Annotated in this window: 11 protein-coding genes and 1 tRNA gene; 9 read left to right on the forward strand and 3 right to left on the reverse strand. The window is 49.8% G+C overall.

The features are described 5' to 3' along the window. Nucleotides 1-26: 26 nt before the first annotated feature. On the reverse strand, nucleotides 27-1,247 hold the full coding sequence (locus EFA69_RS16295; protein WP_123134148.1) for a tyrosine-type recombinase/integrase: 1,221 nt from the start codon (nucleotides 1,245-1,247) through the stop codon (nucleotides 27-29). An 84-nt stretch (nucleotides 1,248-1,331) separates the two neighbouring features. Further along, a tRNA-Met gene (locus EFA69_RS16300) sits at nucleotides 1,332-1,405 on the reverse strand. 138 nt (nucleotides 1,406-1,543) lie between these two features. Between EFA69_RS16300 and EFA69_RS16305 the strand changes: the two genes are divergently transcribed. From EFA69_RS16305 to bshB1, 8 genes are all read left to right on the forward strand, one after another. Continuing rightward, nucleotides 1,544-1,939, forward strand: coding sequence for an START-like domain-containing protein (locus EFA69_RS16305; RefSeq protein ID WP_123134149.1), 396 nt, complete (start codon nucleotides 1,544-1,546; stop codon nucleotides 1,937-1,939). Between the two features lie 92 nt (nucleotides 1,940-2,031). Further along, nucleotides 2,032-3,444: an LptF/LptG family permease gene (locus tag EFA69_RS16310; protein WP_123134150.1), complete on the forward strand. Its 1,413-nt coding sequence runs from the start codon at nucleotides 2,032-2,034 to the stop codon at nucleotides 3,442-3,444. A gap of 109 nt (nucleotides 3,445-3,553) precedes the next feature. Then, nucleotides 3,554-3,829, forward strand: coding sequence for a 30S ribosomal protein S15 (gene rpsO / locus EFA69_RS16315; protein WP_062545232.1), 276 nt, complete (start codon nucleotides 3,554-3,556; stop codon nucleotides 3,827-3,829). A 140-nt stretch (nucleotides 3,830-3,969) separates the two neighbouring features. Then, nucleotides 3,970-6,120, forward strand: coding sequence for a polyribonucleotide nucleotidyltransferase (gene pnp / locus EFA69_RS16320; protein ID WP_123134151.1), 2,151 nt, complete (start codon nucleotides 3,970-3,972; stop codon nucleotides 6,118-6,120). Between the two features lie 198 nt (nucleotides 6,121-6,318). Further along, nucleotides 6,319-7,182 carry a sigma-70 family RNA polymerase sigma factor gene (locus tag EFA69_RS16325; RefSeq protein ID WP_048920485.1) on the forward strand — a complete coding sequence of 288 codons (864 nt, stop codon included), beginning with the start codon at nucleotides 6,319-6,321 and terminating at the stop codon, nucleotides 7,180-7,182. A gap of 353 nt (nucleotides 7,183-7,535) precedes the next feature. Next, nucleotides 7,536-8,480 carry a thioredoxin-disulfide reductase gene (gene trxB / locus EFA69_RS16330; RefSeq protein ID WP_123134152.1) on the forward strand — a complete coding sequence of 315 codons (945 nt, stop codon included), beginning with the start codon at nucleotides 7,536-7,538 and terminating at the stop codon, nucleotides 8,478-8,480. A gap of 110 nt (nucleotides 8,481-8,590) precedes the next feature. Continuing rightward, entirely contained in the window at nucleotides 8,591-9,637 is a 1,047-nt protein-coding gene (locus EFA69_RS16335) for a M23 family metallopeptidase (protein WP_183906831.1), read from the forward strand. A gap of 7 nt (nucleotides 9,638-9,644) precedes the next feature. Beyond that, entirely contained in the window at nucleotides 9,645-10,373 is a 729-nt protein-coding gene (gene bshB1, locus EFA69_RS16340) for a bacillithiol biosynthesis deacetylase BshB1 (RefSeq protein WP_123134153.1), read from the forward strand. A 196-nt stretch (nucleotides 10,374-10,569) separates the two neighbouring features. On the opposite strand, the gene accC is transcribed toward bshB1, so the two are convergent. Next, nucleotides 10,570-12,078, reverse strand: coding sequence for an acetyl-CoA carboxylase biotin carboxylase subunit (gene accC, locus EFA69_RS16345; protein WP_123134154.1), 1,509 nt, complete (start codon nucleotides 12,076-12,078; stop codon nucleotides 10,570-10,572). 202 nt (nucleotides 12,079-12,280) lie between these two features. On the opposite strand from accC, the gene EFA69_RS16350 reads away from it, so the two are divergent. Then, on the forward strand, nucleotides 12,281-13,519 hold the full coding sequence (locus EFA69_RS16350) for an aminotransferase class I/II-fold pyridoxal phosphate-dependent enzyme (RefSeq protein WP_123134155.1): 1,239 nt from the start codon (nucleotides 12,281-12,283) through the stop codon (nucleotides 13,517-13,519). The last annotated feature ends 6 nt before the right edge of the window (nucleotides 13,520-13,525 follow it).

Below are 13,525 nucleotides of genomic sequence, written 5' to 3' on the forward strand. Positions count from 1 at the left end.
GCCGGCAACTTTGCCGGCATTTTTTGCTAAAAAGCAGGGAAAAGTGCCTGGACCTCTTCATTGTCAAACAAGCCCAGGCCACGCAGATACTTCTCTGTCATGGCGATAGAAGAGTGCCGGCACTGCTGCTGGATCTTCCTAATGTCTTTTATGGCCATATACAATTTAACCACACCGGTATGTTTCCAGGAATAAAGTGTCTGGCCATCATTAAGCCCCAGCTCACGGAGGCACAGAATGTGTTTATTGGAAAAATAGCTCAAACCTAAGTGCTTTGGTCCGGGCTGGCCCTTCTGGCCAAAAATGAAATAGTCAGCCGGGTAATTGCGGAGATTCAATTCATTGATCACATTCTCCAGGCCGTCCGGGATCACAACCGTTTCCGCCTTACCATTTTTACTTACCCGCGTTTTCTTGCCGTTCACATAGATGTAACCAGGTATGTGGATCTTCTTTTTCTGAATGTTTTTCACCTGCAGGAAGCGCAGCTCTGAGCGCCTAACGAAAGTGTAATACATGAACGTGCAGAATAACAGCAGTTGCGGATCGTGCAGCTCAAGGTATTCCTTAACCTGCAGCCGCTGTTCATCCAGGAAAGGTACGTGGGATTTCTCCTGCTCCGGAAGATTCTTAATAGAGCTGCAGGGGCTTTTCTCAATTATCTCACGGCGTACCAACAGATTGAAAATTGCCCTGGAGTAAAGCAAATAATTGTTGTGCGTGATGTTGTCAACCTTGCGTTCCAGTTTCAGATAGTCAAAAAACCGGCTCATAATACCAGGTGTCACGTCACCCAGGCGCAGATCCTCCAGAGCCGCCTCTTCAATCCAGGAAAACAAAATATTCTTGATGCTCCGATAGGTGGACCCGGAACGGTCCGAAAGAGAGCCGGTCTTAATCTTGACGGCAAAAGAAATAGCTTCCTTCAGGGTAGAATCTACAGTTATTTCAGGCGCACCCGGTGCAGGCGACACAGCTACTGGTGCAGGAGCAGGGGCCGCATCAACTTTCTTAATGATCTTTCCTGCCTTTAGCGCAGCATCAATTTCGCGCTTTATTTCCTGGCCACGGCGCAACCGGTCCGCAACGGTCTTGTAGCTGTTGAGCGAAAAATCCTGCTTGCGGACCAGCTTGCCTTTATTTTCATCCCAGACATAAAATTCCACATACCAGCGCTTAGAAAGGTCATTATTGCTGGTTTTGACAACGCAGAGGCGGTAAGGAAACTTGCGATCCTGTTGCTCCATTCCGTCTAAAGATTTGAGAAAAAGTGTTGCAAATGTTGTTGCAGTAAAGAAAAAGGCCCAATACAATGCGTATTGGGCCTCTAGTAGCGGGGAGCAGAATCGAACTGCCGACCTCAGGGTTATGAATCCTGCGCTCTAACCATCTGAGCTACCCCGCCGTTTTGATGCTGCAAAAGTAGGGATAAGATTTATAACCACACAAGTTTTTTTGTATAAAATATTTTCCTTTACTTGAGAAGGACAACCGCCCCCAATCTTTACCCCATACCCTTTACCACACTTAAGCTTTATTGTCTATGAGTAAAATAAAGTTTGTCAGAGAGTATCCTCTTAATGCGTCGCCGAAGATGCTGTACCCTTACCTGAGTACTGCCTCAGGGTTGGCGCAATGGCTTTGTGATGCTGCCCACCAGATTGGCGACCGCAAATACAACCTTGTCTGGGATAATCAGGAACACATCGCTGAAATGACCAGCCACCGCACCAATAAGTCGGTGCGGTTTACTTTTCCGGGTACCGGTAAAAACGGCTCGCACGATTACAGCTACATTGATTTCTCCATTGAAACCGGGGAGCTCACCCAAGAGCAATTTCTGCGCATTGTAGACTATACAGACGTAGGAGACGTTGAACAGCTAACGGAACTTTGGGACAACCAAGTGCTCACCTTGCGCGAGTTGATCGGCGGATAGCCATCCTTTCGGGCTATTTTCGTAAATTTGAGCTGCTTTTCCCAAAGAGGACAGCCTGAAACGGCTGGTGCTGCGGAAAGCGGCTTCAACGCATGAAAAAATTAGATAAACTTATCCTTAAGTCCTTCATAGGGCCTTTTGTTCTCACGTTTGCGGTAGTAGAATTCATTCTGCTGCTTCAGGTTATCCTGAAGTACCTGGATGATTTAGTGGGGAAGGGGCTGGGTGCCGCCGTTATCTCTGAGCTGCTGTTCTATTTCAGCCTCAACCTGGCGCCCATGGCGTTTCCGCTGGCAATTCTGCTCTCTTCTCTCATGACCTTCGGGAACCTGGGTGAACACCATGAGCTTACGGCCATCAAGACCTCTGGTATCTCCTTGGTACGTGCCCTGCGCCCGGTGTTCTTGTTTGCGGTAATTCTTACGGTGGCGGCATTCTTCTTCCATAACACCATTGTGCCTAAAGCCAACCTCAAGGCCTATAGTCTTATGTGGGACATCAGGCAGAAGAAACCTTCCCTTGATTTGAAGGAAGGCTCCTTCTACAACGGCCTGCCTAACCGCAGCATTCGGGTGGGTAAGAAGTTTGAAGACGGTCAGACGCTCAAAGACATCATGATCTATGACCATTCCAACGGCCAGGGAAACACTGTGGTCATGCTCGCCGATTCTGGGAAGATGTACACTCAGTACAATGACCAGTACCTGGTGCTGGAGATGTTCAATGGGAAGACATTTGCCGAGGAGCGTCCCAGTGGCGCCAATGGGTATGCCCAAAACACAGGGTACCTGCGGCAGGGCTTCACTAAGAATAAACTGGTGGTGAACCTGTCTTCCTTTCAGATGACCCGCTCCAATGCCCAGGCGTTCGCTGACAATAAAATGATGAAGAACATCAATCAGCTCTCGCAGGTGACAGACTCGTTACAGAAGCAAATCACTAAGGAGACCACGCTGCTGGAGCCAAATGTGCGGCCATTCTATTCCCATTTCTCTACCCTTAAAGCGAGTGACACCCTTAAAATACAGGTTCCTGCTGCTAAAATCAGCAAGGAAATAACCCTACAGGATGTGCAGATGGCGGCTAATGCTGCCCGTAATGTGAAAAGTTTCACCAGTTCCTACGCCTCCAGGCTCACCAGTATCCAGCGGGAGCGGAACAACTATGAAATAGAGATTTACCGGAAGTTCACCCAAGCCTTCGCCTGTTTCATCATGTTCCTGATTGGCGCACCGCTGGGAGCCATTATCCGTAAGGGCGGCTTGGGAATGCCCGTGATCATCTCCATTGCCTTCTTTATTGTGTACTATGTCCTGAGCATACTTGGGGAGAAATGGGGCCGGGAAGGGGTTGCCCCGGTGGCCCTGGGCATGTGGGCGGCCAATATGATTCTGCTACCGGCCGGTTTGTTTTTCCTCTACCAGGCCCGTAACGATTCTAACCTGCTCGAATTTGATTTCTGGCGAAAAATTACGGCCCGGTTACAGCGAACAAAGGCGCAGTAGCAGAAATAAACACTTTCCCAGATGAAATATTTGAATGTTTGGGTTTGTTTGCTAACTTTGCGCCTTATAATCTGAACTGCGATAAATAAGACAAGTACAGTTACACGCAATGAAATTAACTACCGAAGCGAAAAAAGAAATCTTCCAAACCAGCGGTTTTTCTAAGTCAGCCACCGATACCGGATCTGCTGAATCACAAATCGCCCTGTTCACTGCCCGGATTAACCACCTGACAGAGCACCTTAAATCCAACAAAAAAGACTTTTCTACCCGTTTAGGTCTTTTGAAATTGGTAGGTAAAAGAAGAAGATTGCTGAATTACCTGACTAAAACAGACATTACGCGCTACCGTGCTATTATCGCTGAATTAGGCATCCGTAAATAACATCCATAGAAAGATTAGGGAATTCATAAACGGGATTCCCTAATCTTTTTTATTGCCTCTGCTTTCCCACTTCTTTTAAGCGCCCTGGGCTCTTTGCCTGTGGGTGCCTTTTACATTGATTGCCTCTTATACAAAGAAAGATGTCATATAACGCTATAAATAAAACCATCCGCATGGCCAATGGCCGGGATATCACGATTGAAACCGGGAAACTTGCAAAACAAGCTGACGGATCAGTGGTGGTGAAATGCGGAAACGCGATGCTATTGGCAACAGTAGTGTCAAACAAAGAAGCTCGTGAGGGAGTGGATTTTCTTCCGTTATCAGTTGATTACCAAGAAAAATTCGCCTCTTCCGGTAAAATTCCCGGTGGTTTCCTCAAAAGAGAAGCCCGCCTTTCTGACTATGAGATCCTGATCAGCCGTTTAGTGGACCGCATTCTGCGTCCTATGTTCCCTGAGGACTACCACGCAGAAACACAAGTGATCATCAACCTGATCTCCGCTGACGCTGAGATATTGCCTGATGCTTTGGCAGCCCTGGCTGCTTCTGCGGCTATCTCCGTTTCTGATATTCCGTTCAACGGCCCTATCTCTGAGGTACGCGTGGCCCGCATTGATGGTGAGTATCAGATCAACCCATTGCTTTCTGACCTGAAACGTGCTGACATCGACCTGATCGTAGGTGGTTCCGCTGACAGTGTAGCCATGGTGGAAGGGGAAATGAACGAAGTGTCTGAGGCAGAAATGCTGGAGGCGATCCGGGTGGCACACGAGGCAATCAAAGGCCAGGTACAGGCTCAGATAGAATTGGCGCAGGAGGTAGGCAATACCACCAAGCGTGAATACAGCCATGAAACCAATGATCTTGAGCTAAAGGAGTTAATCTTCAAGGCAGTCTATGACAAAGCCTACCAGGTAGCAGCCTCTGGTAACAATGTGAAAGCTGAGCGCAAAGCCGCTTTCAAAGCCATCAAAGAAGAGTTTGTAGCCTCCTTACCTGAGGATCATACGTATGACGCCACGTTAATTGGCAAGTATTTCCATGATGCGGAGAAAGAGGCCGTACGTGACGTGGTTCTGAAAGAGCGCCGCCGTTTAGATGGCCGTCAACTGGAGGAAATCCGTCCCATCTGGTCAGAGGTAAACTATTTGCCTTCGGCCCACGGTTCAGCTATCTTCACCCGCGGTGAAACCCAGTCGTTGACTACCGTTACCTTAGGTACCAAGCTGGATGAGCAGATGATTGACGGAGCCATGTTCTCCGGTTACAACAAGTTCATGCTGCACTATAACTTCCCTCCATTCTCTACCGGTGAAGCCAAGCCAATGCGTGGTACAGGTCGTAGAGAAGTTGGGCACGGGAACCTAGCCATGCGTTCGTTGAAGAAAGTATTGCCACCGGAAGACGAAAACCCATACACCATCCGCATTGTGTCAGATATTTTGGAGTCTAACGGATCTTCATCTATGGCTACCGTGTGTGCTGGTACTTTGGCTCTCATGGACGCTGGTATCCAGATCTCTGCACCGGTATCTGGTATTGCCATGGGCTTAATCATGGACGAAGAAACCGGCAACTTTGCCGTACTTTCTGACATTCTGGGCGATGAAGACCACTTAGGTGATATGGACTTCAAAGTGACTGGTACCGCTAAAGGGATCACTGCTTGCCAGATGGACATAAAAGTGAAAGGTCTTTCCTTTGAAATCTTAGGCCAAGCATTAAATCAAGCTAAAAACGGTCGTCTGCACATCTTAGGCGAGATGACTAAAACCATCGCGCAGCCAAACGCTGACTTCAAGCCGCATACTCCTCGTTCACAGAACATCATCATTGACAAAGAATTCATTGGTGCCGTGATTGGACCAGGTGGTAAAGTGATTCAGCAGATCCAGCGTGACTCTGGTGCGGTGATCCAGATTGAGGAGAAAAACGACAAAGGGTACGTGAACGTATTTGCCACGAACCAAGACGCTATGCAAATGGCGGTTTCCAAAATCAAAGCCATTGTTGCCGTTCCTGAAGTAGGGGAAGTATACACCGGTAAGGTGAAATCTATCCAGCCATACGGTGCCTTTGTAGAGTTCATGGCCGGCAAAGACGGTCTGTTGCACATCTCTGAGGTAAAATGGGAACGTTTGGAAAGTATGGAAGGTGTGCTGGAATTAGGCGAGGAAATCAAAGTGAAATTGGTGGACATTGACCCTAAGACTGGCAAATTCAAACTTTCACGCAAGGCGTTGCTGCCAAAGCCAGAGCGTAAAGACGCTGCCCCTAAAAACGACTAACTTTTTTTCAGCCGGAACCCAGCTAAAGCTGCTCCAAACGGTGCGGCTTTGGCTGGGTTTTCGTGCTAATTCTTAAAAATAAGCTTACTAATTAAGTAGTTATGCTTGTTTTTTTAGAAATAGAACTTTTGGAGCTGGGCTGGGTGTTAATTCACTAGTCCTACTTACACAGATACACACAGATAGAAATACACTCCAATGAGACAGCTGAAAATAAGCAAGCAGATTACCAACCGGGAAAGCCAGTCCTTAGATAAATATCTTCAGGAGATTGGAAAGGTGGACTTGCTCACCCCAGATGAGGAGGTAACGCTTGCCCAGCGCATCAGAGAAGGCGATCAGTTCGCCCTCGAGAAATTAACCAAAGCCAACTTACGCTTCGTGGTGTCAGTGGCGAAGCAATACCAAAACCAAGGACTTTCCCTGGGCGACTTGATCAACGAAGGTAACTTAGGTCTGATCAAAGCGGCCAAGCGTTTTGATGAAACCCGTGGTTTTAAATTTATCTCCTACGCCGTATGGTGGATCCGTCAGTCTATCCTGCAGGCGTTGGCAGAACAGTCAAGAATTGTACGCTTGCCCTTAAACCGGGTAGGTTCTTTGAATAAAATCTCCAAGTCATTCTCAGAGTTGGAGCAGAAGTTTGAGCGGGAGCCTTCTCCGGAAGAAATTGCCGAAGTACTGGAACTGACCACTGCCGAGGTAGTAGACACCCTGAAGATCTCCGGCCGTCACGTGTCAGTAGACGCCCCTTTTGTGCAGGGCGAGGAAAACCGTCTGTTAGACGTGCTGGAAAACGAAGATGAAGAATCACCGGATACCGGCCTGATGAACGATTCACTCCGTAAAGAAGTACAGCGTGCTCTTTCTACGCTGACCAAACGGGAAGCCGATGTAATCACCCTTTACTTTGGACTGAACGGAGAGCATTCATTGACTTTGGAGGAAATTGGTGAGAAGTTTAACCTTACCCGTGAGCGCGTGCGCCAAATCAAAGAGAAAGCGATTCGTCGTTTACGCCATACCTCACGGAGCAAAGCCTTAAAGCCTTATTTGGGATAAGTTACGTTTACATTTTTGAAAGCCTTGGCTTCTGTGGGAGCCAAGGCTTTTGTTTTGTTATATTCTAATGATAAGTGCGTATAGGGGCTCTTTTTCTTAAAACTGCCCCTAAACGCACTTTCACAATACCAAAAGGAACTCTCACCCACCACAAGTGAGTTAATCTAAAACGGAATAATTCAATTGCCAGGCCAATAAAATTCCATAAATAGGAACTTTATAAATTACCAGGGCCGAGCAGAAACTTAGAGAGTTTGCAGGGGTGAAGCTGGCCTGACAGGGATAGACGCTGTTACTACTGACGTGTCTCTAAAATTATTTGTAATATTGCACTCCGAAAATCTTTACCTGATATGGAAAACCAAAAGGAGCGCGTAAAGTGTTTGATCATAGGTTCCGGCCCTGCCGGATACACTGCCGCTATTTACGCCTCGCGTGCCGGTTTAAAGCCGGTGATGTACCAAGGCTTGCAGCCAGGTGGTCAGTTGACCATTACCAACGACGTTGAAAATTACCCAGGATACCCTACCGGCGTGAATGGCCCTCAGATGATGGAAGATTTCCGTCAGCAGGCGGAGCGTTTCGGAACGGATATTAGATATGGCATTGCCACATCCGTTGATTTCTCCGGTAAACCCCATAAAGTTACCATAGACGAGCAGAAAGAAATAGAGGCAGACACCGTGATCATTGCCACCGGGGCTTCGGCCAAATGGCTGGGGCTGGAGTCTGAGGCCCGCCTAAACGGGAGCGGTGTTTCTGCCTGCGCCGTGTGCGACGGGTTCTTCTACCGGGGCCAGGAGGTGGCCATTGTAGGAGCTGGTGACACGGCCTGCGAAGAAGCCCATTACCTGTCTAACCTCTGCTCCAAAGTCTACATGATCGTTCGTCGGGATGAGATGAAAGCTTCCCTGATCATGCAGCAGCGCGTGCAGAACACGCCTAACATTGAAATCCTTTGGAACAGCGTAACAGAGGAAATTTTAGGTGAGTTTGGGGTGGAAGGAGCCCGTATCAAGGATACCCGCTCCGGAGAGACCAGAGACATTGCCGTGAAAGGATTCTTTGTGGCCATTGGGCATGAGCCTAATTCTAAAATCTTCCAGCCGTACCTGGAGCATGACGCCAACGGATATCTGAAGACCATTCCGGGAACGTCCAAAACCAATGTAGACGGCGTGTTCGCCTGCGGCGATGTGCAGGACAATGTGTACCGCCAGGCTATTACGGCCGCCGGAACAGGTTGTATGGCTGCCCTGGATGCCGAAAGGTATCTCGCTTCGCTGGAATATCATTAAGAGATAATAGTAAAAGCCGCCGTGGCCTTTGTGCAAGCAATAAAACGGCGGCTTTTACAGTTTTAAAGCCGAACCCAAGCTATGTTGGCTCCGGTGAATAATTGGATTAAATGCTTTTAAGAAAAATACTCTTCTTTCTCGTGCTGGCCTGCTTCGCCTTTACTGGGCATTTGGCGCAGGCCCAGAAAAAGAGAACTAATCGAGACCTCTTCAAAAGGAAAACGCCCAAGATCAACTATGTGAAGCCAGACACTTCTGTGGTGATCAAGCAGGAAACGCTGCAGGAAGGCGATCAACCCAAGCGCGGGGAGTTCAGCCCGGTGCGCAAGCTGTCTATCGTGAGCGAAGATACCAGTACCCTTGATCTGGGGGAACAGAGCATTGTGGAGATGTCTGAGGAGATTCAGGTAGACGACAGCGTCTGGATCAAGATCGCTGCCTATTATGCCATCTGGGATACCCGCAACATCAATCCTTACCGTAAAGATGGCCGCCAGATCAAAGACACCATTGCCCTTAAGTTATATGACGAACGGCATGCCTATAAAATGCCGCTGGTGAAAACCCCCATCACTTCTGACTTCGGCTTCCGGGGCTACCGGTGGCACTATGGCACTGACCTTGACCTAGATACCGGCGACTCCGTGAAAGCGGCGTTTGACGGAGTTATCCGGATTTCTAAATGGGACGGCGGCGGCTACGGCAACTACCTGGTAGTGCGGCACGTGAACGGTTTGGAGACCCTCTATGGTCACTTAAGCCGACCGGTGGCCAAAGTGGGGCAATATGTGAAAGCAGGTGAGTTGATTGGCTGGGGCGGGAGCACCGGCCGTAGTTCAGGGCCGCACCTTCACTATGAGGTACGCTACGAGGGCAATCCCATTGACCCTGAGGAGTTGTACAATTTCCCCGGCTACTTGCTCAAAGATGAAAACTTCACTATCACCTCGGCTTTATTCAGTTATTACAACCGTACCGGTAAAAAGTCTTCCTCGGCCAGTAGAGCCCGCAGGACGGTATACCACAAGGTGAGAAGCGGGGAGGTATTGGGTTCTATAGCCCGTAAATACGGAGTATCGGTAAGTCAGATCACGCGTCTTAACCGCATTACCACCAGAACCACGTTGCGCGTAGGCCGCAGCTTGCGTATCAAATAAGCGAAACATGAAATTAGATATACTAGCCTTCGCCTCCCATCCAGATGATGCCGAGTTGGGATGCGTGGGTACACTTTTGGCCCATAAAGCCCAGGGAAAGAAAATCGGGATAATAGATCTTACCAGGGGAGAACTAGGCACCCGGGGTACCCCTGAAACCAGAGCGCAGGAAGCCGCCGCCGCCGCCGCGGTTTTGCAACTGGATGCGCGCGAGAATTTAGGGATGGCTGATGGATTCTTTAGGAACGACGAAGAACACCAACGGAAAGTGATTCAGGCCATAAGAAAGTACCAACCCGAGATTGTCTTGATGAACGCCGTGCAGGACCGTCACCCAGACCATGGGCGGGGAAGCCAGTTGGTTTCAGAATCTTGCTTCTTCTCGGGGCTTCGGCAGATCAAGACCCTTGCCGCCGATGGTGAGGAACAACAGCCCTGGCGACCAAAGGCCGTCTATCATTACATCCAGGATCGGTTCATTACCCCAGATCTTATCGTAGACATCACGCCGTACTGGGAGCAAAAGGTGGAGGCCATCAGAGCTTTCAAAAGCCAGTTTTTCACGCCAGCCAGTGAGAACACTTCAGAACCGGCCACCTACATCTCCTCGCCGGAGTTTATGCGGTTCATAGAGGCCCGAGCCCTGGAATTTGGGCATGCCATTGGGGCCGTTTACGGCGAAGGCTTCACCAAAGAGAGATACATAGGAGTAAAGAACCTGTTTGATCTGATGTAATAAGGCTAGAGGTTCTTTCCTTTCACATTCCTGTTTAGGGCCTGTTTTCAGAAAAACGGCCCCTAAACAGGAATTCTTTTTTACGCTCATTGAGACCTAAAGTAAAAAAGGCCCGGCGTATTTGCCGGGCCTTTTTGCTGTAAAGCTATGATGGGTTTAGGGGCCGTTTTTCCAAAAATCGGCCTAAACTGGGAAACTATTTCATTCTGTTCTTCCGCCAGTCAGACATACCGCCCGTAGGCGTAACAGCAGCAGATGGGGTAGAGGTGGTTTTCTTGGCTTTACCGGCAAAAAGAGCAGCCAACACGGCCGCGATTTCCTCTTCCTCTGGAGCGGGCGAAGGCTTGAGAACCGAAGGGTCCTGGAAATAGCGGTTGATGAATTTGGTGTCAAAGTTGCCGGAACGGAACGCCTCGTGCTCCATCACAAACCGCCCGAAAGGCAGCGTGGTCTCAATGCCGGTGATCTGGTACTCATCAATGGCCCTGATCATTTTATCTATAGCCTCTTGCCGGTCTTTCCCAAAGGTCACCAGCTTCGCGATCATGGGGTCATAGTAGATCGGGATTTCCATGCCTTCCTCAAATCCGTCGTCCACGCGTACCCCCAATCCTTGAGGGCGCTTGTAGGTGGTGAGGGTTCCAATGTCTGGGAGGAAGTTATTGGTAGGATCTTCAGCGTACACGCGCAGTTCCAAGGCGTGGCCGTTAATGGTGAGGTCTTCCTGAGCGAAGGAGAGCGGGGCGCCCTGAGCCACCAAAATCTGCTCTTTCACAAGATCCAAACCGGTGATCTGCTCCGTTACGGGGTGTTCTACCTGTAGGCGGGTGTTCATCTCCAGGAAGTAGAAATTCAGGTTCCCGTCCAGGAGGAACTCCACGGTACCGGCGCCCACGTAGTTGCAGGCTTTGGCCACGTCTACCGCGCAGCGGCCCATCTGGTCGCGCAATTCAGGGGTGAGCACCGCAGAAGGAGCCTCTTCAATCACTTTCTGGTGACGGCGCTGGATGGAGCACTCGCGCTCAAACAGGTGCACAATATTGCCGTGGGTGTCTCCCAAAACCTGTATCTCAATGTGGCGCGGCGAGCCGATGTATTTCTCTATAAACACCGAACCATCGCCGAAGGCGGAGGTAGCCTCGCTCACGGCCAGCTGCATCTGCTCCTCAAACTCAGAGACCCGTTCCACCACGCGCATTCCTTTTCCGCCGCCGCCGGCGCTGGCTTTGATCAGGATAGGGAACCCAATGTTAGTGGCTATGACTTTAGCTTCTTCAATGTCTGTGATGGCATATTCCGTGCCCGGTACCATGGGAATGTTGTACTGCGCCACGGCCGCTTTGGCCGCCAGTTTAGAGCCCATAAGTTCAATGGCTTCCGGGGACGGACCAATAAACGTGATGCCGGCCTCCTGCACCTGTTGCGCGAAACCAGCGTTCTCAGAAAGAAATCCGTAACCGGGGTGGATGGCGTCAACGCCCAGGCGCTTGCACACGTCCAGAATCACATCGGCACGCAGGTAAGAAGCACTGGACGCAGGAGGGCCCACACAGACCGCCTCGTCGGCGTAGCGGACGTGCAGCGCCTGGCGGTCGGCCTCAGAGTAAATGGCCACGGTTTTAATGCCCATTTCGCGGGCAGAACGCATCACGCGCAAGGCTATCTCGCCGCGGTTAGCCACCAGTAGCTTTTCGATTTTCTTCATTTTGGTGAGTACGGTTCGGTTAGTTTTCCAAAGAACGGGCATTCTGGGCAAAGTTAAAAGATGAATTTGTGTATCTGGCTGGCGCTTACTTTGTATTTGAAGACAATCAATGTAAATTTGCCAACCTTTTAGGTACTTCAATTTGATTTAAGAAGGCTATAATTCACCCTTCGCATCATTAACCGCCTTAACCTTATCTAAAGTGGATTTATTTGAAAAGTTATTGGCCAACCGCGGACCGCTTGGCAGCCATTCTCACTACGCACACGGTTACTTCACGTTTCCTAAACTGGAGGGCGAAATCGCTCCCCGTATGACGTTCAGGGGCAAGCAGGTATTGACCTGGAGCTTGAACAATTACTTGGGCCTGGCCAACCACCCCGAAGTAAGGAAAGCTGACGCCGATGCCGCTGCTGAGTTTGGGATGGCGTTGCCCATGGGTGCCCGCATCATGTCTGGTAATTCCAATAACCATGAGCGCTTAGAAAATGAGTTAGCAGAGTTTGTGCAGAAAGAAGATGCATTCCTGCTTAACTTCGGTTACCAAGGGGTTGTTTCCATTATTGATGCGATGGTAGACCGCCATGACGTTATTGTGTACGATGCCGAGTCACACGCCTGCATCATTGACGGCGTGCGTCTGCACCAAGGCAAGCGTTTTGTGTACCAGCACAACAACATTGAGAGCCTGGAGAAGCAGCTGCAGCGGGCCACCCGCTTAACCAACGAAACCGGCGGCGGTATTTTGGTGATCACCGAAGGAGTGTTTGGCATGAGCGGTAACTTGGGTAAACTGAAGGAGATTGTTGCCCTGAAGGAGAAATTCAGCTTCCGCCTGTTCATTGACGATGCACACGGGTTTGGTACCATGGGGGCCACGGGTGCCGGTACCGGCGAGCACCTGGGCGTGCAGGATGGCATTGACATCTACTTCTCTACCTTTGCCAAGTCTATGGCTAGCATTGGTGCGTTTGTGGCAAGCAATGAGCAGGTGATTGAATACCTGCGCTACAACATGCGCTCACAGACCTACGCCAAATCATTACCCATGACTCTGGTGGTAGGAGCCCTGAAGCGTCTGGAACTGCTCCGCAACAAGCCTGAGCTGAAAGATAACCTTTGGAAAGTGGTGAACGCCCTGCAAAGCGGCCTGCGCGAGAAAGGCTTCAACATTGGGACTACAGAATCTCCCGTGACACCGGTGTTGCTGAACGGCCAGATTCCGGATGCAACCGCCCTTACGCTTGATCTGCGCGAGAATTATAACATTTTCTGCTCTATTGTGGTGTACCCGGTGGTGCCTAAGGATGTGATCATGCTCCGCCTGATCCCAACGGCCGCCCACACCCTGGAAGACGTGGCCGAGACCATCGCTGCTTTTGAGGCAATTTCCGCCAAGCTAGATAAAGGACTTTATACTAAATCTTCGGCGACGGTCTAAAAACAG

The sequence above is a fragment of the Rufibacter immobilis genome (assembly GCF_003721565.1).
GTDB lineage: Bacteria > Bacteroidota > Bacteroidia > Cytophagales > Hymenobacteraceae > Nibribacter > Nibribacter immobilis.